Here is a 25,994-nt window from a genome sequence, read left to right as displayed (position 1 = left end):
CGCCACCTCCGCACCATCGTCAATTCATTGACTGAACACATATCAAAGGAACACTCCTTTAGTCACTACCCCGCAAAACCCACTCAAATGGATAGCCGCATTTGGAATGGCTAGTTGCGTATTACCCAGCGTAGTCGTTCGACCCCAGTTCTAAAGCCAGTCACCGCTTATTGAACAAACCGTCGAACAGTGAAGCCTGGAGTGCAATGAGGGATGTTTGTATGCGAGAGAAGTCGTCCGTCGACAGCCTGTTCTTAACGCGCGCCGGTTTTGTTGAGTTCTTTGTTGTTTTCGTCAAGTTGGTCCATGGCCTGACGGCCATTCTGCCCCCCATGGTCCTGGTGCTCTTGCTCGACCCGATGGCCCCTGAGCTGCGCGCCCACTTCCTGGGCCTGCTGGTATTTTTCGCGGTCCTCACCATTATTTTGTTCCAAGCGCTGGGCATCTATTCCGAAGAACTGTTCAGCAATCGCCTGCGCCTGAAAACCAAGATCAAGGCCTGGTCGGCGGCGTTCTGCATCCTGCTGTTCATGTACCAGATCCTGCAAATGTTCCCGCAGTTGACCCCGCGCAACCTGGTGACTTGGTACGTCGCCAGCCTGGCGCTGTTCTGCCTGGAGCGCCTGCTGATGCTGCGCCTGTATCGCAAGCTGATGCGTGCCGGCAAATTCCTGCAACGCACGGTGATCCTGGGTTTTACCGACACCGCCGTACACGTTGCCGATCACCTGCTGCGCAACGGTGACATCCGCTCCGGCCTGGTCGGGTTCATCGACGACCGCACCGAACGCATTCCCAAGGAACTGAGCAACCTGCCCCTGCTGGGCAACACCCGCGACCTGGAAAAGCTGATCCGCGCCGAGCAGGTCAACCAGGTGATGATCTGCCTGCCCTGGGCCGCCGAGCAGCGCATCCATGGTTTGGTCAACCGCCTGCGGCAGCTATCGGTGAACGTGATGCTGGTACCAGACATGGCCGCCCTGCGTTACGGCCACAGCAAGATTACCGACGTGGGCGGCATCCTGATGTTCAACACCTCGCAATTGCCGTTGCGCGGCTGGTCGCCGGTAATCAAGCGCTGCGAGGACTTGCTGCTGGCCAGCCTGGCGCTGGTATGCCTGTCACCAGTGATGCTGATGACGGCGATTGCGATCAAGCTCGACTCCAAAGGCCCGGTGCTGTTCCGCCAGAACCGCTATGGCTACAACGACAACGAAATCCGCGTGTTCAAGTTCCGCTCGATGTACACCGACCAGAGCGACTTCACCGCGGAACGCCAGACCACCCGCGAAGACCCGCGCATCACCCGCGTCGGCCGCGTCATCCGCAAGACCAGCATCGACGAGCTACCGCAACTGTTCAACGTGCTGCTGGGCAACATGTCCATGGTCGGCCCGCGCCCGCATGCCACTGCGACCAAGGCTGCGGGCATTCCCTTCGAAGTGGCGGTGAGCGAATACAGCTCGCGGCACCGGGTCAAGCCGGGCATCACCGGCTGGGCGCAGATCAACGGCTACCGGGGTGAGACCGACACCCTGTTCAAGATCCAGAAACGGGTCGAATACGACCTGGAGTACATCTCGAAGTGGTCGGTGTGGTTCGACTTGTACATCGTTTTCATGACGGTCCCGGCCGTCCTTTCCACCAAGGAAGTCTATTGATGAACACACTCAACGGATTGATTCCCTGCATTATTTCCGGTGGTTCGGGCACGCGGCTGTGGCCGGTGTCCCGGCAGAACATGCCCAAGCCGTTCATGCGCATGCGCGACGGCCAGAGCCTGCTACAGAAAACCTTCCAGCGCGCGGCCAAGCTGCCGGGTGTGGAAAGCGTGCTGACAGTGACCAACCGCGACCTGCTGTTCCGCACCCTGGATGACTACCGCCTGGTCAACAAGGCCCATCTGCCCCTGGACCTGCTGCTGGAGCCGTTCGGCCGCAACACGGCGGCGGCGATTGCCGTGGCGGCGTTGCATGTGCAGGAGCATTTCGGCGGTGACGCGCAGTTGCTGGTGATGCCCGCCGACCATCTGATCCTCAATGAAGTGGCGTTCGCCGAGGCCGTGACCCAGGCCCGCGACCTGGCCGAAGCGGGCTACCTGGTGACCTTCGGCATTCAGCCGGATCATCCGGAAACCGGCTTTGGCTACATCGAACAGGGCGAGGCGCTGGGCACCGGCCATCGGGTCAAGCGCTTCGTGGAAAAACCCGACCTGGCCACCGCCCAAGGCTACCTCGCCGGCGGCAAACACCTGTGGAACGCCGGCATGTTCTGCTTCAAGGCCAGCGCCCTGGTGGACGAACTCGCCGCCCATGCACCGGACGTACTGGACGCTGCCCGCGCCGCGCTGGAGCACAGCCAAAGCCTGCAGAACAAGACCTCACGCCAGCGTGAGCTGGACGCGGACGCCTTCGGCAGCGCGCCGGATGTGTCCATCGACGTGGCGCTGATGGAGAAATCCAGGCAAGTCGCCGTGGTGCCCTGCGACATCGGCTGGAGCGACATCGGCTCGTGGGAAGCCCTGCGCCAGCTCACCCCCAGCGACGCCCATGGCAACCAGGTCAACGGCGAAGCGATTCTGCACGACGTGCACAACTGCTACATCGACTCGCCCAAGCGCGTACTCGGCGCCGTGGGCGTGCGCGACCTGATCATCGTCGACACCCCCGACGCCCTGCTGATCGCCGACGCCCAGCGCAGTCAGGACGTGCGCTACATCGTCGCCGAGCTCAAGCGCCAGAACCACCCGGCGTACAGCCTGCATCGCACCGTCACCCGGCCATGGGGCACCTACACCGTGCTGGAGGAAAGCAGCCGCTTCAAGATCAAGCGCATCGTGGTCAAGCCCCAGGCGTCGCTGTCGTTGCAGATGCACCACCACCGCAGCGAACACTGGGTGGTGGTCAGCGGTGCGGCGCAAATCACCAACGGCGAGCGTGAATTCCTGATCAACGCCAACGAGTCCACCTACATCCCCGCCGGGCACAAGCACCGCCTGACCAACCCCGGCATCATCGACCTGGTGATGATCGAGGTGCAGAGCGGCGAGTACCTGGGCGAGGACGACATCGTGCGTTTCGACGACATCTACGGGCGCGCGCCCGCAGAAGTGAAGAAATGACATGCTCACCTCACTGATCATCCCGACCCGTAACGCTTCCAGCCATCTGGGCCGCCTGCTGCCGGCGCTGAAGATGCAAACCCTGCAACCCGACGAGATGCTGGTGGTGGACAGCGCCTCCAACGATGACACTGTGGCGCGCTTTCGCGAATTCGGGGCGCGGGTCGAGGTGATCGACGCGCGTGACTTCAACCACGGCGGCACCCGGCGCTGGGCCAGTGGGCAGGTGAGCGGCGACGCGCTGATCGTGATGACCCAGGATGCGATCCCCGCCACCCCGGAAACCTTCGCCAACCTGCTCGCCGAATTGCAGCAGGACCCGCTCAACGGCGTGGCCTACGGTCGTCAGTTGCCGCACCCCGATGCCGGAGTACTGGGTGCGCAATCGCGGCACTTCAACTACCCGGAGCAAAGCCGCAGCAAGAGCCTGGCCGATGCGCCGGAGCTGGGGATCAAGACCTGCTTCAGTTCCGACTCGTTTTCCGTCTACCGGCGCAGCGTGCTGGAGGCGGTGGGCGGTTTCCCGGCGGATGTGATCGGCAGCGAGGACGCCTATGTGGCGGCGCGCATGCTGCTCGAAGGCTACAAGGTGCGCTACGCCGCCACGGCGCTGGTGCATCACTCGCACGATTACAAGCTCATGGATGAGTTTCACCGCTACTTCGATATCGGCGTGTTCTACGGCCGCGAACCGTGGATCAAGCAGGCCTTTGGCGATGCCGGTAGCGAAGGCAAACGCTACGTGCTGGCTGAACTGGCGGCCTTGCGCAAGGCCGGTGCCTTGCACCGTGTTCCCGAAGTACTGGTGCGCAGCGCGTTCAAACTGCTCGGCTACCGGCTGGGCCATCTGGAGCGCCGCCTCCCCCTCGCCCTCAAGCGGCGCATCAGCATGTTTCCCGGTTATTGGAGGTGAGCATCATGACCCACAGGAAGTCCCCCTTGATGAAACGAACCCTGCTCGTCGTGGCCATGGTGGCCCTGGCCGCCTGCAATACGCCGGCACGCATCGTCCCGCCCGACAGTGACACCGTCGAGGCCGGCAAACGCGCCCTCGACCAGCTGGCACAATTGCCGCCGGCGGTGGAGCGCATCCGCATCGGCGACCAGTTGCGCATCGTCCGCGATGCCGGCGAGATGCCGACACTGTCGGCGTTCAACGTCAGCACCATCTATGAGCTGACGCTGTACACGGTGCAGACCGACGGCAAGATCAACTACCCGTTCCTGGGGCCGGTGCAGGTCGCCGGTCGCCAGCCGTCGGAGCTGGCCACGGAGTTGACCGGCAAACTCGCGCCCATCTACCGCGAACCGCGTGTGACGGTGAACATCAACCAGGCGCCGAGCGGCTCGATCATCGTCGGCGGCGCGGTGAACAACCCGACGGCGGTGCAGATCGCCACGGCCAACACCCTGGAACAAGCCATCATCGGTGCCGGCGGGGTCAGCCCGGCAGGCAACGCCAGCATGGTCGCCCTGCTGCGCGAAGACGCCCAGGGTGCCTATCGCGCGTACTTCCTGGATTTCAGCCAGTTGCTCAAGACCGGTCCCAACGGGCGCAAACCCGTGCGCCTGCAACGCGGCGATGTGGTGTTCGTGCCCAAGTCCAACGTGGGCGAACGCATCCAGGGGGTGGATACCTACATGAACCAACTGATCCCGTTCACCAAGTCGATCGGGGTTGGCTACAACTACACCCGAACCAGCGGCGGCAACAACTAAAGGAGCGACATCCCAATGATCGAGATCCGTTCTTTTCGTGATCTTCTGCGCTTGTTCTTCATCTTCCGGCATGAGTTCAAGCTGGCGGCGATTGCCGCGCTGGTGATCATCCTGCTGGGGGCGTTCCTGCTGCCGGCCAAGTACGAGTCCACCGCGCGCCTGTTGGTCAAGCCAGGGCGTGATTCGACCTTGCCCATCGAGATCAGCAACCGCCAGGCGCTGGTAATGCCCAGCACCCAACGCGACCCGATTGTCGACGAAGAACGCCTGCTCACCGGCCGGCCGATCGTACGCGCGGTGGCCGAGCATTACCTGGAAGTGATTGAAAACGCGCCGCCGCCGGAAGGTTTCTGGAAGCGCACCAAGTACTACGTCAAGAGCGGCGTGGGCGCGGTGTTCGATGGCCTGCGCGTAGTGCTTGAAACCGTCGGTATCGTGGAGAAAACCACGCCGGTGGAACGCCTGGCCGCCAGCCTGGAGAAAAACTTCGAGGTCAGCCACGCCGTCGGTTCCACGGTGATGGACATCAGCTTCAAGTGGGGTAACCCCGAGATCGCCCAGGCGGTGGTCAAGGATTGGGTCGAGACCTACATCAACGAGCGTACCGAGGCCCTGGGGCGCAAAAGCCTGTACGCGTTCTACGAAGGCCAGGTAGCCAACAGTGCCACCGAGATCAAGAGCTACAAGGAGCAGATCCTCACGCACCTGAACCAGATCGGCGCGGCGAGCATCACCGACCGCCTGGAGGATTTGTCCGAGCGCATCAACGTGCTGCGCGGTGAGACCTTCAACACGACGCGGTTGATCGCCTCGTCCGACAGCGCGATCCAGAGCACGCGCACCCAGCTCAAGGGCCAACCCAAGGAAGTCACCACCGTACGCCAGATCGCCCTGAACCCGCAGCAGCAGGATTTGCGTCGCCTGCTCAACCAGAAGCTGCTGGAAAAGGCCGACATGATGCGCACCTATACCGACAACGCGCCGCCGGTCAAAGCCCTGGACGCGTCGATCCGGGCCATGCAGATGCAGGTCAACAGCGAGAGCAACACGGTGCAAGCCTCGGAGAACCGTGCGCCAAACACCCTGGAAATTCACTTGCAGCGCGTGTTGCTGGATGAAACCAGCAACAACGTGGCGCTGCGTACTCAGTTGGTGCAACAACAGAAACAACTGTTGAACCTGGAAGAGCAACGCAAGCAAGCCCTGGAGATCGAGCCGGAGCTGGCTCGCCTTTCCCGCGAGCTGAACACCACCGAGCGCAACTACGCGCTGTACGTGGATAACCTGGAAAAATCGCGCATCGACCGTGAGCTGGACAACAGCCAGATCAGCAACATCGCCGTGATCGAAGAAGCCACCCTGAACCCGGGCCGCATCTTCCCGAAAACCCTGGTGATGCTGGTGTTGGCGATCCCGTTCGCCATCGTGGTCGGCCTGCTGGTGATCTACCTGTGCTACCTGCTCGACCAGCGGATTCACGACGGTGGCCTGGTGGAGCGCAAGTTCGGCCTGCCGCTGTGGACCACCCTGCCGGAGCTGGACACCTCCACCGCGCAAAGCACCAACGCGTTCAATGCGAGCATCTACCGTTTGTACAGCCTGCTGCAGCCCGAGCGCATTGCCGAACAGGGCTTGACCCTGGGCCTGACCTCGGCGCGTCACGGCGAAGGGGTGACCTTTGTGGTTGAGCAACTGCGCCAATTGCTCAGTGAAAACGGCATCAACGTGCGCGTCGGCGGGCCGCACGCTGCTGCGCCGGGTGAAGTGGTGCTGCTGGATGCCTCGGCCCTGCTGGACAACCGCGAGGCGTTTGTCGATCTGCGTCGCGCCGACCTGATCGGGCTGGTGGTGGAAGCGCGCAAAAGTACCGTGCCGGTGGTGGAGCATGCGTTGTCGATCCTCAACACCGCGTTCGGCAAGGTGGACGGCATTATCATCAACCGTCGCAAGTTTGAAGTGCCGGGCAAAGTGCTGCGCACCATCGGCAAGTACCGGGGAGCGTTCTGATGCGAATCGCCCTGCTCGCCCCCTTGCCGCCGGAGAAAAACGGGATCGCCGACTACGCGAACCATTTCCGCACGGCCTTGGAACACCTTGGTGTGACGGTGCTGACGCCGTTGGCCGGGGTGGCGGGCAACTCCGGAGCGATCAAACAGGCCATCGACGCGTTCGACTGGCAGGCCGTCGACCTGGTACACGCCGAACTGGGCGGCGGGCGCCTGGGGGAATTCCTGGCCTTGCGTGAATTGCGCAAGGCTTACCCCCAGTTGCCGCTGACCGCCACGGTGCATGACCCGGAACGCATCGTGTGGCGCCGCGAGCACCTGCCGTTCCCCTTGAACCTGATGGAAAGGTTGCCCAGCCCACTGCCGCAGGCAGCCGTGGTGCTGGCCGACCCGCTGACCCTGCGCGAAGAGCGCCAGGTCGCCAAGGGGCTGACCCGGCTGGTGACCCTCACCCGCCTGGGCGCCGACTGCCTGAGCCAGCGCATGCACCTGCCGGCCGGCAAAGTTGCGGTGATCAACCATGCCAACCTGCCGATCCCGGCGGCACCATTGCCGCCCCTCGCCACGCTGCGCTTGCTGTATTTCGGGTTTATCTACCGAGGCAAAGGCATCGAAGACCTGGTACAGGCACTGGCGGATGTGTTCAAGCAAGCCCCCGAATTGCGCGACCGCGTGCGCCTGACACTGGCGGGCGGCACCGCCGCGGAAATGGCGTTTGGCGCAGGCGGTAACTACCTGGAGCAGTTGAACGCACAGATCGCGGCGCTGGACCTGACCGACGCCATCGACTGGCGCCTGAACCTGCCGGCGGATGACATCGCCCAGACCATCCAGGCGCACCACGTGATGGTGCTGCCCTACCGTGAATCGAAAAAACTCGGCCTGCTGGGGCGCCAGCGTGGCACCAGTGGCGCACTGTCCTGGGCCACCGCCTGCGGGCGCGGCGCGATCACCTCCGACGCCCGCGCGTTTGCCGAGGAAGTCGCCAGCGGCAACGGCGCGATCTACCCCGAGGGTGATGTAGCCGCGCTCGGCGAACAGCTGCTGCGCCTGGCGCGTACGCCGCTGCTGGCCCGGGATTGGGCCGAACGAGCCGGCGAAATCGGCCGTGAGCGCGTGTGGCCGTTGACCGCGCGGAAATTCAAGCAGCTCTTCGAGCAGGCCATCACCGGAGCCCCCTATGGCGCGTAAACGCACCTACCTGGCCACCCTCGCGGTGGTCGCCGCCCTGGGCCTGACCGCATTCTTGTGGGGACGCCAGGCGGATGCCGAAAGCCATGTGCTCAAGGGCAGCAAGGAGGTGGTCTGGAAGGACTTCCTGGGGGTGAATGCGCAGTTCCTGTGGTTCAGCCCCGAGCGCTACCAGAAGCAGATCGACCGCCTCAAGGCCCTGGGCCTGGAGTGGGTGCGCCTGGATCTGCATTGGGATCAGCTGGAAACCGCGCAGAACCAATACAAGCTCGCCACCCTCGACGAGTTGGTGGGCAAGCTGCAGCAGAACCAGATCAAGTCGGTGTTTTACCTGGTGGGGTCGGCGCGTTTTATCAGCAGCGCCCCGCCGCTGTCGATGTACCCGGACCAGTACCCGCCGAAAGACCCCAATGTGTTTGCCAACCGCATGGCTCTGCTGTCGCAGCGCTACCCCAGCGTCGAGGCCTGGCAAGTCTGGAACGAACCGAACCTGCTCGGCTTCTGGCGCCCGGCGGCAGACCCTGCCGGGTACGCGAATCTGTTGACCGTCACCACCAACGCCTTGCGCGCAGTGAACCCGAGCAAACCGGTGGTGGCCGCCGGCATGGCGTTCTTCAGCGAAATGCCCAGTGGCCAGACCATGTTCGACGCCCTGGGCGCACTCGGCGTGGCCAGCCTGAATACAGTGATCTCCTACCACCCCTATACCCAATTGCCCGAAGGCAACGACCCGGCCAACCTGGACTTCATCGCCAAGACCACCCAGCTCAACCAGGCCCTGCGCCATGGCGGCGTGAACACGCTGTGGAGCACCGAGTGGGGCTGGTCAACCTACAAGGGGCCAAAAGACGCCCAGGACATCATCACCCTCCAGGCCCAGGCCGACTACGTGGTCCGCCGCCTGGCGCTGATGAGTGCGATGGATTTCGACAAGATCTTCCTGTTCACCTTGAGCGACCTCGACCAGCGCGCCAGCGTGCGTGACCGCTCCTACGGCTTGCTGGATATCGACACCAACCCCAAGCCCGTCTACACCGCCTTGAAGAACTTCCTCGACGTCAGTGGGCCGACGCTCACGCCGGGCGATCCGCCGGTTGCCGACCAGTTGCCCGACGGCCTGTTCAGCATCGGATGGACCCGCGCCGACGGGCGCAAGCTGTGGTTCTTCTGGTCGGCCCAGGGCGGCAACGCCCACTTGCCGGGCCTGGCCAGCGCCACCCTGTACGACCCGCTGCGCGGCACACAAACCCCGGTAAGCGGCACCAGCGGCCTGACCGTGCCGGTCAAGTCGAACCTGCAAATTCTGTTATGGGACTGAGGCCTGCCATGCGTATTTTATGGATCCTGCCCTACTCACCCTGGCCCGCCACCAGCGGCGGCAAGACGCGCCAGTTCCATCTGCTGCGCAACCTCGCCGCGCGCGGGCATCGGATCACCCTGCTTTTGCATGACAAACACCCGGTGTCGCTCAGCGACCGCCAGGTGCTGGAAGCGTTTCTCGAACAACTGATCATCCTGCCGCGCCGCCCTCTGCGCAGCGTCACGACCCTGTTGGCCGGGCTGTTTGCGCCGTACCCGCTGCTGGCCAGCGTGAATGGTTTGTCGGGTGAATTGCAGGACACCTTCAATTGGTTGCTGGGTGACCCTTGGGACGTGGTGCAAATCGAACACAGCTACAGCTTCCAGCCGTATGAAGAGGTGCTGGCGCGCAAGTCCCAACCCTTTGTGCTGACGGAACACAACGTTGAATCGGCCCTTGGCGCCGCCACGTATGACCGTTTGCCGGGCTGGTCGCTGCCGTTCATTCGCTACGATCAATGGCGCTACGCCCGCTGGGAACGCCGCGTGATGCGCCAGGCCGCCCAGGTGGTCGCGGTGACCGACAGCGATGCGCAGGTACTGGAAAAAATCGCTGGCAAGCCGGTGTCGGTGGTGGTCAACGGCGTGGATTGCGATCACTTCGCCGCCGCCCGTCCCGACCCAACCACCCAACGCGTGCTGTTTCTCGGCAACTACGAATACGCGCCCAATGTGGACGCCATCGAATGGGCCCTGGATGAAATCCTGCCCCAGGTCTGGGAACGCTGCCCCGACGTACGCATGAGCGTGTGCGGCTTCGGCATGCCCGACAGCTGGCGCGCACGCTGGCCGGACCCGCGTATCGAGTGGCAGGGTTTTGTGCCCGACCTGCTGAGCCTGCAATCGAGCTGCTCGGTGTTCCTGGCGCCGTTGCGCCATGGCGGCGGCTCCAAGCTCAAGGTACTGGAAGCCTTGGCCGCCGGCTTGCCGCTGGCAAGTACCGAGCAAGGCGTATCGGGATTGGATTTGGTGGAAGGCCTGGATTACCTCGGCGGGCAAACCGCTGCGAGCCTGGCGGATGCCGTGGTGCGCCTGCTGCAATTTCCCGATGCCGCCACGACCATGGGTGAAGCCGGCCGCGCCTATGTGCGTCGTGCCCATGACTGGAACGTCGCCGCCAGCCAGCTGGAAAAGGTCTACACGACCCTTTTGCCCCAGAATCAAAAGGAGCCCGCATGCGTGTAGGCCTGGATTACCGCACCGTCGGCACCTCGCCGCAATCGGGCATCAGCCGCCAGGTGTACGCGCTGGAAAGCGCCCTGCACGGCCTGCCCGGCATCGAGCTCGAGCGGTTTACCGTGGCGCCCCTGGGCGATGAAACCCGCTTGCAGGCGCACTGCCCGGCCTGGGGTTGCGCCAAGACCGCCATGCACCAGCCGCAGAATCGCCTGCGCTTCGAAGCCGGGTTTCTGCCACGGGCGTTGCGCGAGCACCACATCGACCTGTACATCAGCACCTTCAACATGGGCCTGCCGTTGCCGCCCAAACCCAAGGGCCTGCGCACCGTGGTGCTGTTGCATGACCTGTTCCAGATCACCTTGAACAACTACCACGCCAACCGCTTGAAGGCGCTCGTCTATAAGACCAGCGATCGCCTGTCGATCACCTACGCGGTGCACAGCGCCGACCGGGTGTGGACGCCGTCGCAGTACAGCGCCGATGAAACCGCGCGGTTGTTTCCCAAGGCCGCGGGCAAGATTCGCGTGCTGCCCAATCAGGTCGACGGCTTTACCGAACTGGCGGCGGACCTCGGCCCGCGCCAATTGCCCGAGCGCTATTGGTTGCTGGTGGGCACCCGCGAGCTGCGCAAGAACGTGCCGTTCCTGGTGGAGGCCTGGCACCAGGCGCGGCGCCAGTCCCCCGGCGTGCCGGAGTTGGTGCTGGTGGGCAGCCTCGATCATTTGCCTGAAAACCAGCGCAGCCTGCCTGGGATTCGTGCACTCAGTGGCGTGTCGGATGCCGAATTGCATGCGCTGTACCGCCAGGCTTCGCGCCTGTGGCAACCGTCTTACGCCGAAGGTTTTGGCCTGCCGGTGATCGAAGCCCTGAGCGTCGGCACCCCGGTGGCAGTGGCCAGCGGCACGTCGCTGGATGAAATCACCCCGCCGTCGGCACCGCGCTTTTCGCCCACCGATGGCTTGGCGCTGACGCAGTTGATGATCAGCCTCGGCGAGCGGGCCGCCGATGAATCGCCCGAACAATGCCGGCAGTGGGCGGAACGCTTCAACCATCACGCCTATCGCCGACGCCTGGCCGAACTGATCGAGGAGCTGAAGTGAACGTGAACCTGCCCAGCCTCGTCGCCATACTGTTCGGCCTGTTGTTCGGCGCCGCCGCTCTGCTGCTGTCGCCGGCCAAGGCGTTCCTCGCCGTGATCGGCCTGGCCGGTGCGGTGACCATCCTGCGTTTTCCGTTCTGGGGCCTGGTGCTGTTTGCCCTGGTCGCCACATTCATGCCGTATTCCACGGTCAACCTGGGCATTCGCAGTACCGTCAGCGAAGCGATCCTGGCGCTGACCTGGGGCGCGGTGCTGTGGCACAACTTCCTGGCGCGCCTGCCGGATACGCCCAGCCTCGCCCGCCGCCCCACCGACCAGATGCTGTTGTGGCTGATGCTGTTCAGCGTGTTCCCGTTCATCGTAGGCCAGGTCACCATTCACGCCGACACCAGCGGCGTGGCCAACTGGCTGCGCTGGTTGCTGAGCCTGTCGGCGGTGTTCCTCTGCGCCAAGTTGCTGGTGGACCGCAAGCACCGCGAATCCCTGGTGATCGCCCTGCTGCTGGGCAGCCTGGCGATGCTGGTGCTGTCGATTGCGGTGTTCGTGCGCACACGCTCCGGGGCCGGCATTGCACCGGTGCTGGCGCTGTTCAACTACGGCAACTTCGACATGTTGAAATTCGGCCTGGAGGCGATGTCGTCGCGCATGGGCTCGCCGTGGATGCACCCGAATGCCATCGGCGGGATCATGGCGTTGCTACTGCCCCTGGCGTTCTGCTTCGGCATGACCGAGCAAGGCTGGAAACGCGCGCTGGGCCTGGGCGTGGCGTGCCTGGGCGCCGCCGCCTTGCTGCTGGCCAGTAGCCGTGGCGCGATGGTCAGCCTGGCGTTGGTGCTGCTGTGGATGGCCACGCGCCGAGTGCCGTACACCGGGCGGCTGCTGATGATCGGCGCGGCGCTGACGGTGGCGCTGGTGATCGCGTATCCGCCGTTGCAGGAGCGCCTGGCGACGATTTTTTCGTCGAGCAACGCCAGTACCGAAGTGCGTTTCGACGAGTACCGCATGTTTCCGCAGGCGGTGGCCGCGTATCCGTTCGGTATCGGCTTCAAGGTCGACCCGCCCGTACCCGACACCCACTTGCTGGGCATCTCCAACCTGTGGCTGAACTTCATTTACAAGACCGGCATTGTCGGCATGCTGTTCTTCGTGGCGGTGACCGTACGCTGGTGGCGTGAAGCGCGTCCGGAAAACGGCCCGATCCGCCTGACCAAGGACAACGCGCTGTGGCTGGGCACCACCGCCGGGATTCTCTCGGCGCTGGTCAGCGGCCTGTTTGACCACTACTTCAGCTTTGCCGTGGTGATGGTCGCGCTGTTCTGGCTGATGGTGGGCATTAATGTGCTGGAAGCGCGGCGTCTGTTTCCGGCGCGCCTGCCGCAGGTGAAAAGCGTAGTGCAACGCAAATCGCTGCCCGATGGCGTACGGCCCTGATGCTGGGCTCTGCCGCATGGCTGACGCTGGCGACGCTACTCGGTCTGTGCCTGGGTTTCGCCCGCGAATGGTTGCTGGTGGCGGCCTGGGGCGCCGGCGAGCGCAGTGATGCGTTCCTGATCGCGCTATTTTTGCCGGAGGCGCTGCGCATGTCGTTGGCCGGCGGTGTGCTGAGTGCGGCGGCGCTGCCGCTGTACCTGGCGCGCAAGCACGACGAGCGGCTGGGCTGGCTGGCGGTACTGTTTCCGGCGTTGCTGTTGATCGCGCTGGCCACCAGCCTGCTGCTGACCGTGTTGGCGCCGTGGCTGGTGCAACTGCTCGGGCCGGGCCTGGCGAACAGTGCCACGGCGCTCGCCAGCAGCAACCTGCAGATTGTCGCCTGGTGCGTGCCGGGGCTGATGCTGCATGCGCTGTTCAGCATTCCGTTGCAAGCCAGCGAGCGCTTTGTACTGGCGGGCCTGGGCTCGTTACTGTTCAACCTGCCGCCGGTGACCTACCTCGCCTTCGCCGGCACTGCCACTGAACCTCACTCATTGGCCATGGCCTGCCTGGCCGGCAGCCTGTTGATGCCGTTGGCGTTGCTGCCGTCGATGTGGCGCCAGGGCTGGCGGCCGTGGCACTGGCAGCGGTCGTGGGCGCCCCTGCGGGAGTTGGGCCAGCGCATCGGCCCGCTGCTGTTGAGCAACGGCGCCAGCCAGGGCCTGGCCTTGATCGAACGGCTGGTGGCGTCCTTGCTGGGCGAAGGTGCGGTGACCTGGGTCAACCTGGCGCGCAAGCTGATGAACCTGCCGCTGATTGCGCTGATGAGCCTCAACCAGGTGTTGCTGGGCATGATGAGTCGGCGCCAGGGCGACGAGCGCCTGGCCCTGCTCAAGCGTGGCCTGGAAACCGCCAGCGTGCTGACCCTGCCCGCCGGAGTCGGCCTGGTGGCGGCGGCGCCGAGCCTGGTGGCGTTGCTGCTGCCCAAGCAATCGCTGGACTCCCCGTTGCCGCTGCTGCTCGCCTGGTTTGCCGTACCGCTGGTGTTCGGCGCCTGGAACGCCCTGCTCGCGCGCTACGCCTACGCTGCAGGCGATACGCGCCAGCCATTGCGTTGTGAACTGCTCGGCAGCCTGGCCAATGTGCTGTTGCTGGGCGTGCTGCCGTTTGTGTTCGGCCTGGCCGGGATTCCGCTGGCTGCGCTGGCCGGCGTGCTCTGCACCGCGTTGCTGCTGATGCAACGCCAGGCCTTGCTCGGCGCCCTGCCCTGGGCTCGGAGCTGGCTGCTCAGCGCGGTGCTGATGGGCGTGGCGGCGTTGGCGCTGTTTCGGATTGAAGGCGTGTGGCTGCAACTGGGGCTGAGCACCCTGGCTGGCGCGGTGGTATTGCTGGGCATGGCACTCTGGCTGAGACCGTGGCGCAAAGCATGAATGATCGATCAGGACAACTCATATGAAACATCGCTGGATTCAAATGGATATCGCCAAAGGCATCGGCATCCTGGTGATCGTGTTTGCCCACAGTTGGTTCGTCGCCACTTCGCCGGACTTGCTATACCCGGTGCTGGCGTCGTTCATCTTGCCGCTGTTCTTTTTTCTGTCGGGCGTGTTCTTCAAGCCCGAGCAGCCGTTCGTGGAGATGGCGATACGCAAGGCCGATGGCCTGCTCAAACCGTTTTTCTTCACCATGCTCACCTATGTGATCGTGCGCAGCATTCTGCGTGGCCAGCCGCTGTTGCCGGATATCGGCGGTGTGCTGTACGCCTCGGTGGATACCATTCCGTGGCAGGCGCTGTGGTTCCTGCCGCATTTCTGGGTGGCGATCCTGTTCAGTTGGGTGATGCTGCGCCTGATCCAGCGCCTGAAGCTGTCACTGTTGCTCAGTTGCGCGCTGGTAACGCTGCAGTTGATTGTGGGCGTCTGGATGCTGCCGTGGTTCTGGCAGTTGCCAGTCGCGCTAGGCGGGCATACCTGGGTGCTGCCGGGCCTGCCGTTCAGCCTGGATATCACCTTGATCAGCAGCACTTATTTCATTGTCGGCTACCTGCTGCGTGATTGGCTGCGCACCCACGCGGGCTCCTGGCTGACCCTGTTGATTTCGATTGCATTGTTCGTTGTGGTGTTCACCTTCACCTGGGACACCATGGACCTGGCGCAGCGACGCTACGACCACTGGTTCTGGACCACCCTGCCGGCCGTGATCGGCGTGTACGCCTGCTGGGCGCTGGCGCGCGTATTGATGGTGTCGACCTGGGTCACGCGGGCCATGACCTACATCGGTCAGAACACCTTGATCCTGCTGATCTTCCACGGCGAGATCCAGCACAAGACGGTCGACCTGCTGGAGCGCCTGGGGCTGCCCGCGTTTGTCGCGGCCTGCGTGGGGTTTGTGGTGGCGGTGGTGGTGCCGTTGTTGATCGGGGAAGTGATCAAGCGGGTGGCGTTCCTGCGGTTTTTCTACTTTCCGTTTCCGGTGCGCAAGGCGCCTGTCGCAAAAACGGCGCCTTGAGGGCGCCGTTCAATCATTGCGTCAGAAAGCGTATTTGACACTGGTCATCAGGTTGCGCGGCGCTCCGTACACGCCGTGGTTGCCGGCGTAGCTGAAGTACTCGCGATCGAGCAGGTTGAAGGGGCCGGTGACGTAGAGATCAAGGACTTAGAGGTCGCGCGCGAAGAACAAGGCGTAAATGATAACGTTTATCATATTCTTCGCAGAGCTGTTACTGCAGGTTTCTGCTGCGGGAGCCGACTGCCCAGCTCCCGCACAGGATCAGTCGTCCAATGGTTGCGGCGCGGCATGCTTGGCGGGCTTGCCAGGTTTGGTGCCAGCCTTGGCACCCTGCTTCTCCGCTGGTGCGGCGGCGGGTTCAGGCTCGGCCGGTGCAGCGGTTTCTTTCTCGGCCATCGGCATCTGGTCGATGGCGCTGAAGAATGCCTTCAGGTCGAGGGTATCCGGCGGTACGGTCTTCTCGAGTTTTTTCTCGCCGTCCTTGCCCACCAGGATCACTTTGGTGCCACTGCCGGCGCCCAGCTTGAGGGCACGGATCAGCGCGTTGGTTTCCGGCGGGGTGAGTTTCCTGCTGTCCTTGGGGTCCTTGGCGAATTTCTCGCCTTCAGCACCGATGCTGCCGAACTTCACGGTGTAGAACACCATGCTGCGTTCTTCAAAGGACTGCTTGGTCGCAGGCTCGTCCAGCTGATTTTTGACCTTGGCCAAGGTGTCGTTGCCTGCATCAAGCTCCACCACCACCAGCGGCCGGGCCTTGCCCAAGTCCTGCTTGAGCGGGTTGATATCATCAGCAGCCAACAGCGGCCCCGTAAAAGCCATCAAGGTAGCCAGGGTCAGCGACCGGATGAGCATGCGCACCTCCTTTGAATTCCATGCAGGGTTCTTGAGTTTCATGTCTGCGACAGTCAAATTCAAGGATGATTCCTACACCACTTTAAGAAAGCGTAGGACAGGACGCCCGCCACGCAAGGGTTTGATGGCTGCGACTGTCATTGTTTCCACTGATTGCGGAAACATCATGAGACCTTCCACTCCGGCCAATGCCGAGCAAATACGGGCGCGACGATGGGGTCGGCGTCCACTTGTGCCAGGCTCAGGGCAAAGCCTGGCGCCAGGCCGCTCAACGCGTCGCGTGCCTCATCCCAGCGCGACACCGCCGCCGCCATCAGGCCCAGTGCATTCGGGGTGTTGTCCGGGGCAAACAACTGGTCGGCAAACTGACCGGCGAACACCACCCAGGCCTGGTGAAGGTAGCGTCGTGTGCCGGTGACAAGCTGGGCCTGCACGGTTTCGTTGACGTTACCGAGCCAGCGTTGCGGGTAGTCGATGATGCCGATCGCCGAGTAGCAATTGGCGGCGATATACACCAGGCCGCGAATGATCTGCGCGCGGTTGCCGGACAACAGGTGGGAGGCGGGAAATTCCAGGCCCAGGTGGATCAGGATCGCTGCGCTTTCCGTCAGCACCTGGCCGTCAGGCGTCACAAGGGTCGGCACCTGTTTGAGCGGGTTGATACGAGCCAGTTCGTCACTGCCCTCGCCCTCTGCCCAGGAAGCCGCGTCGACCCTGCGCCACGGCACCGCACAGCGCTGCAGGGCAATTTCGATCATGCAGGAGCCGGATTCGTCGATGCCGTAGAGCGTATACATGGACCTGTCCTCCTAGCGTTGCAGTTTGGCCTGCAGGTTGGCTTTTACCTGCGGCCACTCCGAGTCGATGATGCTGAAACGCACCGAGTTGCGCTTGCGCCCGTCGGGCATGATGCGTTCGTGACGCACGATGCCTTCCTGCACGGCGCCGAGGCGCAGGATCGCGGCGCGGGACTTTTCGTTGAGTTCATCGGTGGTGAATTGAACACGCACACAGCCGAATACTTCGAACGCGTAGGTCAGCAGCAACAGTTTGGCTTCAGTGTTGATGGCGCTTTTCTGGGTGGACAGCGCCAGCCAGGTGTGACCGATTTCCAGTTTGCGGTTGACCCGGTCGACCTTCCAGAACCGCGTGCTGCCGACCACCTGGCCGGTGTCGCGGCGCACCAGGGTGAACGGGATCACGCTACCGGCATCGCGCCCGGCCAGGGCGGTGTCGATGTACTGGTCGACAGTGTCCGGGCCCGGCACGTTGGTGACCTTGAGGTTCCACAATTCGCCATCGGCGGCGGCCTCGAGCAAGGCGGCCTTGTGTGCCCGTTGCAGGGGTAGGAGTTCGACCGTAGTGCCGGTCAAGGTAAGTTCGGTCATAGGGCTGCGCCGTCAAGGTGGTCGTCAGTGACCAAGAGTGCAGGCTCGCGCACGGACGAATCAAGCGTTTTAAAACAGACCCATTTGCCCGCCGACCAAGGTACTGAAATCGTCATTCACGAATGGCAGGATCGCATCGGCCACCGGCTGCAATTGCCGGGTGACGTAGTGATCGTAATCGATGGGCGCTTGCCGCACCTCCATCGGCTCGGGGCCGTTGACGCTGATCACGTAGCTGATCCAGCCGCCGCGCTGGTATTGGCGCGGGCGGTTCAGGCGGTCGTTGTACTCATCGGCCAGGCGCGCGGCGCGCACATGGGGCGGCACGTTGCGTTCGTAGTCGTCCAACCGGCGGCGTAGGCGTTTGCGGTAGATCAGCAACTCGTCGAGCTCGCCGCTCAGGGTGCGGCGCACGTAGTCGCGGATGTAGTCCTGGTGCGGCTGGCGATGGAAGATGCGCTGGTAGAGTTCCTGCTGGAAGCGCCGGGCCAGGGGCGACCAGTCGCTGCGCACGGTTTCCAGGCCCTTGTAGACCATGTCCTCGCTGCCATCGCTGTGCACCACCAGGCCAGCGTAGCGCTTTTTGCTGCCCTCCTCCGCGCCACGGATGGTCGGCATGAGGAAGCGCGTGAAGTGGGTTTCGTATTGCAGTTCCAGGGCGCTTTGCAGGCCGAACTCGGTGTGCAGGTGCTCGCGCCACCAGTCGTTGACGTGCTGGACCAACGCCTGGCCGATGCGGCCGGCCTCGACTTGGCTGTGGGCTTTGCCGAGCCAGACGAAGGTGGAGTCGGTGTCGCCGTAGATCACCTCGTAGCCTTGGGCTTCGACCAACTGGCGGGTCTGGCGCATGATCTGGTGCCCGCGCATGGTGATCGACGAGGCCAGCCGTGTATCGAAGAACCGGCAACCGCTGGAGCCAAGCACGCCATAGAAGGCGTTCATGATGATTTTCAGGGCCTGGGACAACGGCGCGTTGTGTTCGCGCTTGGCCACTTCGCGGCCTTCGGAAACTCGCGCAACGATGGACGGCAAGCAATGTCGGGTACGGGAAAACCGCGCGCCGCGAAAGCCTTCCACCGATTCACTGTCGTCGGGGTGCTTGAGGCCTTCGACCAGGCCGACCGGATCGATCAGGAAACTGCGGATGATCGACGGGTAGAGGCTTTTGTAATCGAGCACCAACACCGATTCGTAGAGGCCGGGCCGTGAGTCCATGACGAAGCCGCCCGGACTGGCCTGGGGTGGTTTGTCGCCCAGGTTAGGCGCGACGAAGCCCTGGCGATGCATCAACGGCATGTACAAATGGGTGAACGCGGCGACGGAGCCGCCGTTGCGGTCGGCCGGCAACCCGGTGACGCTGGCGCGTTCCAGCAGGAACTTGAGCAGTTCGGTCTTGGCGAAAATCCGCGTGACCAGCTCGCAGTCCTTGAGGTTGTAGCGAGCCAGGGCGGGCTTGTCCTCGGCGAACATGCGGTTGATTTCGTCCATGCGCTGGTACGGCGTGGAGATGTCCTTGCCTTCGCCGAGCAGGGTTTGCGCGACGTTTTCCAGGCTGAAGGATTCGAAACTCCATGTCGCTGAGCGCAAGGCCTCGATGCCGTCGATGATCAACCGCCCCGCTGCCGCCGCGAAGTAATGGTTGCGGCTGCCGTGTTCGCGCCAGGCCATCGGCTCGTCGCCCCGCCCGAGCATCAGCGGCACGTTGAGGCGCTGGGCATGTTCGTGGAGCACGCGCAGGTCGAATTGCACCAGGTTCCAGCCGATGATCGCGTCGGGGTCGTGCTCGGCGAGCCATTGATTGAGGCGCTCGAGCAGTTGGGCGCGGGTGTCGCAGTAGTCGAGCTTGAAATCCACCACGTCAGTTTTGTTCGGCGGGCCGAGCATGTACACCTGGCGTTCGCCGCAGCCTTCGAGAGCGATGGAATACAGATCGCCCTGGGCGGTGGTCTCGATGTCCAGGGACACCAGTTTCAGCGGCGGGCGGTAGTCGGGCGCGGGTTTCATCTGCGCATCGCAGAGTGCGCCGGTAGCGTCGGGGGTGCCGCCGAACCACACGGGCGCGGTGATGAAGCGCTCCATCATGTAGCGCTCGGGTGGGCGCACATCGCCCTCATAGACGTCGACGCCCGCAGCGCGCAGGCGTTTTTCCACGTCCATCGCCTGGCGGTGCTGGCGTGTGTACAGACCCAGGACCGGGCGGTGATGGAAATCGCACAACTGCAACGGGCGCAGTTCGATATCGCGCTCGCCCTTGAGCAGCCAATCCAACGGCTTGCGATGGGCTTCGGGGATGAACATCACCGAGGTCTGCACAGGTAGGCGGATAAACCTCGGACCCTGGTCGGTGGCCAGCCAGAAACTGACCTCCGTGCCCGCCGGGGTATCGCGCCAATGCCGGGTCAGGACAAAACCCTGCTGTAAATCCACCGTACCGCACCTCAGGAATCGCTTTCAGGGCGTGATTCTACTCGGCATCCGAACGCGCGGACCTTAATCTCACAAAATTGTTGCATGACGTTAATAATAATTACTATCATTTGCACTGGAGTTGTATCCGCGCAGTGAGGAAGCGCAACCATTGTTGCCCTTTCCCTCACCATTGACGGTTCACCGTCAGGATCGACCATGCCCGCCCGTATTCCATTCGCTGTGCCGTATCGCCCCACCCTGCTCGCCCTGTGCTGTTCCCTGAGCCTCTCGGCTCACGCCAGCCAGGAAACCGGCACGCTGGAACTGGGCGCCACCACTGTCAGCGCCGAGGCCCCTGCGCCAGGCGCCCTGCCCCCGGTATACGCCGGCGGCCAGGTGGCACGTGGCGCTCAGTTGGGGGTGCTGGGTAACCAGGACATCATGGACGTGCCGTTCAGCATGTCCTCCTATACCGAGAAATTGATCCGCGACCGGCAGGCCGAAACGATCGGCGATGTACTGCTCAATGATTCATCGGTGCGCCAGGCGTCTGGCTATGCCAACCAGGCACAGACGTTCATGATCCGAGGCCTGCCGCTCGCCGGTGACGACATGTCCTTCAACGGCCTGTACGGCATCCTGCCGCGTCAGATTATGTCCACCGACGCCCTGGAGCGTGTGGAAGTGTTCAAGGGGCCGAATGCTTTCATCAATGGTGTGACACCGACCGGCTCGGGGATAGGCGGTGGTGTGAACCTGCAACCCAAGCGCGCCGATGACCTGCCACTGCGTCGCTTCAGTACCGATATCAGCAGCGATGGCCGGGTGGGCGAGCATCTGGATATTGGCCAGCGCTTCGGCGAGGACAACCAGGTTGGTGCACGCGTGAACCTGTCCCAGCGCGAAGGCGATACCGGCATCGATGATGAAAATCAGCGCTCGAAGCTGTTCACCGTGGGCCTGGACTACCGCGGTGATGCGTTGCGTCTGTCCAGTGATTTCGTGTATCAGAAGCAGCGCATCAACGGTGGGCGTAATTCGGTATTCCTTGGCACGGCCACCCATGTGCCGGATGCGCCTTCGGCAGACACCAACTACGCGCCGAGCTGGAGCAGCACCAACCTCGAAGACACCCTGGGGATGCTGCGCGCCGAGTATGACCTGAACGACAACTGGACGGCCTATGCAGCAGGCGGTGCCAAGCACACCCGGGAAATGGGGCGCTACTCGTCGGTCACGCTGACTGACAACAGCGGCAATGCCCTGGCAAGCCGCTCGACCATCGCCCACGAAGAAGACAACCGCAGCTTAATGGGCGGGTTGAACGGCAGTTTCCAGACCGGCCCTGTGAGCCATCGACTCAACTTTGGCCTGGCCGGTATCTGGACTCAAGCACGCAATGCCTATGTGTTCAACGCCTCGTCGACGGCTACCCGAACCAATATCTACGACCCTGTGACCGGCGCTCCGCCCACCCTGAACAACCCGCGCAATACGCCAGGCACTGATTTCAGCGACCCTACCATTACAGGCAAAACATTCGTGCGCAGCGCAGCGGTGTCCGACACCCTGGGCTTCTTCGATGACCGCCTGTTGGTCACGCTGGGCGCGCGCCGCCAGCAGATGGTGGTACAGGCTTACAACTACATGAGCGGTACGCGCACTTCCAACTATGACGAGTCAATTACCACGCCAGTCTACGGCCTGGTGTTCAAACCGTGGCAACACGTGTCCTTCTACGCCAACCGCATCGAAGGCCTTGCGCAAGGCCCGACGTCGCCGGTCAACTCGGGTAACCGGACGATCATCGGTGGCGGCCAGGCGTTTGCGCCCGCTCGCTCCAAACAAATCGAAGCGGGTGTGAAGGTGGACATGGGCACCTATGGCGCCACGCTGGGTGTATACCGTATCGAACAGCCTGGGGCCGGCTACGTTCAGGTCATCGATGCGACTACAGCGCGCTATGTGCGTGAAGGCCAGCAGATCAACAAAGGCGTGGAACTGAACGTCTTCGGCGAGCCCCTCAGCGGCCTGCGTTTGCTGGGCGGTGTGACGGTGATGAAGACCGAACTCAAGGACACGCAAAACGGCGCCAATGACGGTAACCGAGCAATCGGCGTGCCTTCGTTCCAGCTCAACGCCGATGTGGAGTGGGATGTGCCTGGCCTGCAAGGCGTAACCCTCAATGGCCGCTGGCTGCGCACGGGCGGGCAGTACGCCGACGCCGCCAACAACTTGAGCTTGCCGACGTGGAACCGCTTCGATATAGGCGCGCGTTACAACTTCAAGGTTGCCAAGCGTGATGTCACCCTCGGCGCCACCGTGGAGAACGTCGCCAACACGAAGTACTGGGAATCGGCCCAGGGCGGTTTCCTGAGCCAGGGCGACCCGCGTGTTGCCAAGTTGTCGGCGACTGTAGACTTCTAAAAAGCACTACAACGAAGTGAGCCCGTTGTTGCAGTCATGCCTGGCGGGCTTGGTTCAGGTAGTTTTCGATGTTGCCCATTTGTTCATCCCAGCCCCGGGAGTTCATCTTGAAGGCCTTTTGCCGACGGGCTTCTGGCACCGTGTCGAAGCCGGACTCGACCACCCGCAATAGAATGCCTGGAGCACGGTCTTCAAGGGTGAACTCCACCAGCGTGGGGGTTTCCTGGTCATAATCGACACCCGCCTCGACCGCGAAAGGATGCCACCAGAAGGAGAACAGCGTTTGCGGCAGGATGCGTTCGATCCTGGCCTTCCAGATCACATGTTCATAACCCGGATAGGTGATCGGTGCCTCGATGGTTTGCCCGGCAACAAAGGCTTTGCCTTCGAGGGCGATACCAAACCATTGGCCGAACTGCTCGGCATCGGTGAGGGCTTCCCACACCTGTTTGCGTGAAGCGTTGAGCAGGACTTTCCGTTCGATTCGATCCAATACGTGCATAAGTCACCTCCTCCATTGACAGTAGGTGACATCGAACAATGCGCAACCTGGGATTGTAAGCAATGATGATGACCCCTTTATTGATCCGGCAATTACGTTATGACTGACCCATTGAATGGAAGTTGCTTCTGCAAGGGCGTGCGGTATCAGGTGAGGCGTCTGGACATGCCGATCAGCCACTGCCATTGCGACAGCTGCCGCAAGGTGCATGCAGCGGCATTTGTCACGACAGCCGGCGTGATGCGCGAACACTTTCGTTGGACCCAGGGTGTGGAACTGCTGGCGTCTTTCGAGTCGTCGCCGGGCAAGCTCAGGCATTTCTGCTCGCGTTGCGGCTCGCACCTGATGGCCGAACGAGGGCATCAACCTCACGTCATTGTCCGGGTGGCGACGCTGGACGATGATCCGGGCTTCAAACCCACCGCGCACATCTGGATGGCCCATGATGTGCCCTGGCTTGCCCATGAAGGCGTAGAGCAATGGGACGAGTGGAAAGCCTGATTTAAACCTTTGGGTCTCCAGGTGCTTTGGCCGGCGTTGCGTATTGCGGTTTCAAGTGACCTTCCTGGTCGAGCAACCAGGCGTCCATGATCTGGCGTACGACCGGCCCAGCAACGCGACCGCCGGCTTCACCGTTTTCGATCATCACCGAAATCACAATTTTCGGGTGTTCGGCTGGGGCGAAGCCGACGAACAACGCGTTGTCGCGGTGGCGCTCCAGGGTCTTTTCACGGTTATAACGCTCGCCCTGCTTGATCGCGACCACCTGTGCGGTACCACTCTTGCCAGCGATACGGTATTGCGCGCCTTGTGCGGCAGCACGGGCGATACCGCGTGGGTCGTGCATCACCAATTGCATGCCATGGTTGACCTGCTCCCAATCACGTGGATCCTTGAGGACCACATTGGGCATAGGGTTTTCATCCACCGGTGGCACGCCGTTAATGGTCTTGGCCAAGCGGGGTCGGTTCCACACGCCTTTGTTGGCGATCAGCGCGGTGGCTTGGGCCAGTTGCAGCGGTGTGACCTGCATGTAGCCCTGGCCGATACCGAGGATCACGGTCTCGCCCGGGAACCAGGGTTGGCGGCGAGTGGCGCGCTTCCAGGCCTGGGAGGGCATCAAGCCAGCCGACTCTTCAAACATGTCCAGCGACACTTTCTGGCCCAGGCCGAATTCAGCCAGGTAGTCGTGCAGGCGATCGATGCCCAGCTTGTGGGCCAGGTCGTAAAAGTAGGTATCGTTGGAGCGCATGATAGCGGCGTCCATGTCGACCCAGCCGTCACCGCTGTGGTTCCAGTTGCGGTATTTGTGGTCGAAATCCGGCAGTTGGTAGTAACCGGGATCGAACACACGGGTCTGTGCAGTGACGACACCGCTGTCGAGACCGGCGATGGCGACTTCCGGCTTGATGGTCGAGCCCGGCGCATAGAGCCCGCGCAGGACGCGGTTGAACAGTGGCCGGTCGATGGAGTCATGCAGCGCGGCATATTCCTTGAAGCTGATGCCGGTGACGAACAAGTTAGGGTCGAAACTCGGTTTGCTGACCATGGCCAGCACTTCGCCTGTTTGTGGGTCGAGGGCAACCACCGAGCCACGGCGATCGCCCAAGGCTTCTTCTGCCGCCTCCTGAAGGTGGACGTCGAGGCTCAGTACTATGTTTTTGCCGGGGATCGGATCGGTGTGCTTGAGTACACGCAGCACACGGCCCTGGGCGTTGGTCTCGACCTCTTCATAACCTACGTGACCATGCAGCTCGGACTCGTAGAAGCGTTCGATGCCGGTCTTGCCGATGGATTGAGTGCCGCGGTACTCAACCGAATCGAGGGCTTTGGACTCTTTCTCGTTGATCCGTCCCACGTAACCGATGGAATGCGCAAAGTGGGCGCCCAGGGGATAGTGGCGAACGAACTGAGGTTCTACATCAACCCCTGGCAGACGGAACTCGTTCACCGCCAGCAACGCGATCTGCTCTTCGGTCAGCTCGTAAAACAATGTCACAGGGACAAAGGGGTGGCGTGCCTGCTTCAGCGCCTTGTCGAACATCGCGCGATCCTCGGCGGGCAGGTGCAGCAAACTGACGATGGCGTCCAGCTCGCCCTTGAGGTCGGTGGTGCGCTCTCGGGTGATGGTCAGGTTATAGCTAGGGCGGTTGTCGGCCAACACGACGCCATTGCGGTCGTAGATCAGCCCACGCGTCGGCGTGATGGGTAATACGTGGACGCGGTTGTTTTCGGAAATCGTGGAGTGATAGTCGAACTGCACGACCTGCAGGAAGTACATGCGCCCCACCAGGGCGCAGGAAATGCCAATCACCAGCAGCGCACAGGCGAGCAGGCGCTTGTTGACCAGACGGTTTTCTTTTTCGTGATCTTTGATGGGTATCGGTTCAGGCATTTCTACAGCATCTCGTTGAAGAAGGTCGACGCCGCATCCTGCGGGTGAAAGATCAATCCCTGTGAAAATGTGCTGCACCATACCAAAAATGCAGAAACACTTTGCATCGTTTTGCTCAACGGTACGGTATTTATTGAGGATGAGCTGCGCTTGAATTTTCGACCGCCCAAAACAAAACCCCTGACTGCGTTAGCAATCAGGGGTTCTGGAATTTAATCTTGACGATGACCTACTCTCACATGGGGAAACCCCACACTACCATCGGCGATGCATCGTTTCACTACTGAGTTCGGGATGGGATCAGGTGGTTCCAATGCTCTATGGTCGTCAAGAAATTCGGGTACTGAGTCGCGGCCTGGGCCTCGCTTCAGCAAATTGGGTATGTGACAGCTTTCGGTGTTTTGTGAACGTCGAACTTTCGGTTCATTT

At 62.5% G+C, this 25,994-nt stretch carries 20 protein-coding genes and 1 rRNA gene; 14 read left to right on the top strand and 7 right to left on the bottom strand.

The window, feature by feature from the left end:
* Positions 1-221: 221 nt before the first annotated feature.
* From BM017_RS25140 to BM017_RS25085, 12 genes are read left to right on the top strand one after another with little or no spacing between them, the layout of a single operon-like run.
* A complete protein-coding gene (locus BM017_RS25140) occupies positions 222-1,661 on the top strand; it encodes an undecaprenyl-phosphate glucose phosphotransferase (RefSeq protein WP_092249543.1) in 1,440 nt (479 codons plus the stop codon).
* A complete protein-coding gene (locus BM017_RS25135) occupies positions 1,661-3,121 on the top strand; it encodes a mannose-1-phosphate guanylyltransferase/mannose-6-phosphate isomerase (protein WP_092249540.1) in 1,461 nt (486 codons plus the stop codon). The genes BM017_RS25140 and BM017_RS25135 overlap by 1 nt, the downstream gene beginning before the upstream one ends.
* A gap of 1 nt (position 3,122) precedes the next feature.
* Entirely contained in the window at positions 3,123-4,034 is a 912-nt protein-coding gene (locus tag BM017_RS25130) for a glycosyltransferase family 2 protein (RefSeq protein ID WP_092249537.1), read from the top strand.
* 29 nt (positions 4,035-4,063) lie between these two features.
* Complete coding sequence (locus tag BM017_RS25125) at positions 4,064-4,840, top strand: polysaccharide biosynthesis/export family protein (protein ID WP_071489726.1); 777 nt, start codon at positions 4,064-4,066, stop codon at positions 4,838-4,840.
* A gap of 15 nt (positions 4,841-4,855) precedes the next feature.
* The gene (locus BM017_RS25120; protein WP_092249534.1) at positions 4,856-6,847 is read left to right on the top strand and encodes a GumC family protein; all 1,992 of its coding nucleotides are present in this window, start codon (positions 4,856-4,858) and stop codon (positions 6,845-6,847) included.
* Complete coding sequence (locus tag BM017_RS25115; protein ID WP_092249531.1) at positions 6,847-8,037, top strand: glycosyltransferase; 1,191 nt, start codon at positions 6,847-6,849, stop codon at positions 8,035-8,037. The genes BM017_RS25120 and BM017_RS25115 overlap by 1 nt, the downstream gene beginning before the upstream one ends.
* A complete protein-coding gene (locus BM017_RS25110; protein WP_071489729.1) occupies positions 8,027-9,355 on the top strand; it encodes a GH39 family glycosyl hydrolase in 1,329 nt (442 codons plus the stop codon). Before BM017_RS25115 ends, BM017_RS25110 begins: the two co-directional genes overlap by 11 nt.
* Before the next feature lie 8 nt (positions 9,356-9,363).
* Complete coding sequence (locus tag BM017_RS25105; RefSeq protein WP_092249528.1) at positions 9,364-10,581, top strand: glycosyltransferase family 4 protein; 1,218 nt, start codon at positions 9,364-9,366, stop codon at positions 10,579-10,581.
* Positions 10,572-11,675 carry a glycosyltransferase family 4 protein gene (locus BM017_RS25100; protein ID WP_092249525.1) on the top strand — a complete coding sequence of 368 codons (1,104 nt, stop codon included), beginning with the start codon at positions 10,572-10,574 and terminating at the stop codon, positions 11,673-11,675. Before BM017_RS25105 ends, BM017_RS25100 begins: the two co-directional genes overlap by 10 nt.
* 2 nt (positions 11,676-11,677) lie before the next feature.
* A complete protein-coding gene (locus tag BM017_RS25095; RefSeq protein WP_092249840.1) occupies positions 11,678-13,105 on the top strand; it encodes an O-antigen ligase family protein in 1,428 nt (475 codons plus the stop codon).
* Positions 13,105-14,514 carry a murein biosynthesis integral membrane protein MurJ gene (gene murJ, locus BM017_RS25090; RefSeq protein ID WP_092249522.1) on the top strand — a complete coding sequence of 470 codons (1,410 nt, stop codon included), beginning with the start codon at positions 13,105-13,107 and terminating at the stop codon, positions 14,512-14,514. Before BM017_RS25095 ends, murJ begins: the two co-directional genes overlap by 1 nt.
* Before the next feature lie 22 nt (positions 14,515-14,536).
* Complete coding sequence (locus BM017_RS25085) at positions 14,537-15,592, top strand: acyltransferase family protein (RefSeq protein ID WP_092249519.1); 1,056 nt, start codon at positions 14,537-14,539, stop codon at positions 15,590-15,592.
* A 261-nt stretch (positions 15,593-15,853) separates the two neighbouring features.
* On the opposite strand, the gene BM017_RS25080 is transcribed toward BM017_RS25085, so the two are convergent.
* The 4 genes from BM017_RS25080 to BM017_RS25065 all read right to left on the bottom strand — a co-directional run bounded on the left by BM017_RS25080 (position 15,854) and on the right by BM017_RS25065 (position 20,259).
* The gene (locus BM017_RS25080) at positions 15,854-16,444 is read right to left on the bottom strand and encodes a DUF4174 domain-containing protein (RefSeq protein ID WP_092249515.1); all 591 of its coding nucleotides are present in this window, start codon (positions 16,442-16,444) and stop codon (positions 15,854-15,856) included.
* A 164-nt stretch (positions 16,445-16,608) separates the two neighbouring features.
* The gene (locus tag BM017_RS25075; RefSeq protein ID WP_092249512.1) at positions 16,609-17,241 is read right to left on the bottom strand and encodes a glutathione S-transferase N-terminal domain-containing protein; all 633 of its coding nucleotides are present in this window, start codon (positions 17,239-17,241) and stop codon (positions 16,609-16,611) included.
* Positions 17,242-17,253: 12 nt separating this feature from the next.
* Entirely contained in the window at positions 17,254-17,832 is a 579-nt protein-coding gene (locus BM017_RS25070) for a GNAT family N-acetyltransferase (RefSeq protein ID WP_092249509.1), read from the bottom strand.
* 69 nt (positions 17,833-17,901) lie between these two features.
* On the bottom strand, positions 17,902-20,259 hold the full coding sequence (locus tag BM017_RS25065; RefSeq protein ID WP_092249506.1) for a DNA polymerase II: 2,358 nt from the start codon (positions 20,257-20,259) through the stop codon (positions 17,902-17,904).
* A 198-nt stretch (positions 20,260-20,457) separates the two neighbouring features.
* On the opposite strand from BM017_RS25065, the gene BM017_RS25060 reads away from it, so the two are divergent.
* Positions 20,458-22,668, top strand: a complete 2,211-nt coding sequence (locus BM017_RS25060; protein ID WP_092249503.1) for a TonB-dependent receptor — start codon at positions 20,458-20,460, stop codon at positions 22,666-22,668.
* Between the two features lie 34 nt (positions 22,669-22,702).
* Here the strand turns inward: BM017_RS25060 and BM017_RS25055 are convergent, their stop codons facing one another.
* Positions 22,703-23,170 carry an SRPBCC family protein gene (locus BM017_RS25055; protein ID WP_092249500.1) on the bottom strand — a complete coding sequence of 156 codons (468 nt, stop codon included), beginning with the start codon at positions 23,168-23,170 and terminating at the stop codon, positions 22,703-22,705.
* 99 nt (positions 23,171-23,269) lie between these two features.
* Between BM017_RS25055 and BM017_RS25050 the strand changes: the two genes are divergently transcribed.
* Positions 23,270-23,671 carry a GFA family protein gene (locus BM017_RS25050; RefSeq protein ID WP_092249497.1) on the top strand — a complete coding sequence of 134 codons (402 nt, stop codon included), beginning with the start codon at positions 23,270-23,272 and terminating at the stop codon, positions 23,669-23,671.
* Position 23,672: 1 nt separating this feature from the next.
* Here BM017_RS25050 and mrdA read toward each other — a convergent pair whose 3' ends face one another.
* Positions 23,673-25,565 (bottom strand): penicillin-binding protein 2, encoded by a 1,893-nt coding sequence (mrdA, locus tag BM017_RS25045; protein ID WP_071489740.1) that lies wholly within the window; start codon positions 25,563-25,565, stop codon positions 23,673-23,675.
* A 216-nt stretch (positions 25,566-25,781) separates the two neighbouring features.
* Positions 25,782-25,897: ribosomal RNA gene (rrf, locus tag BM017_RS25040) — 5S ribosomal RNA — on the bottom strand.
* Between the last annotated feature and the right edge of the window lie 97 nt (positions 25,898-25,994).

This window comes from Pseudomonas sp. NFPP04, assembly GCF_900113815.1.
GTDB lineage: Bacteria > Pseudomonadota > Gammaproteobacteria > Pseudomonadales > Pseudomonadaceae > Aquipseudomonas > Aquipseudomonas extremorientalis.
This window is presented reverse-complemented; position numbering and strand designations above follow the sequence as displayed.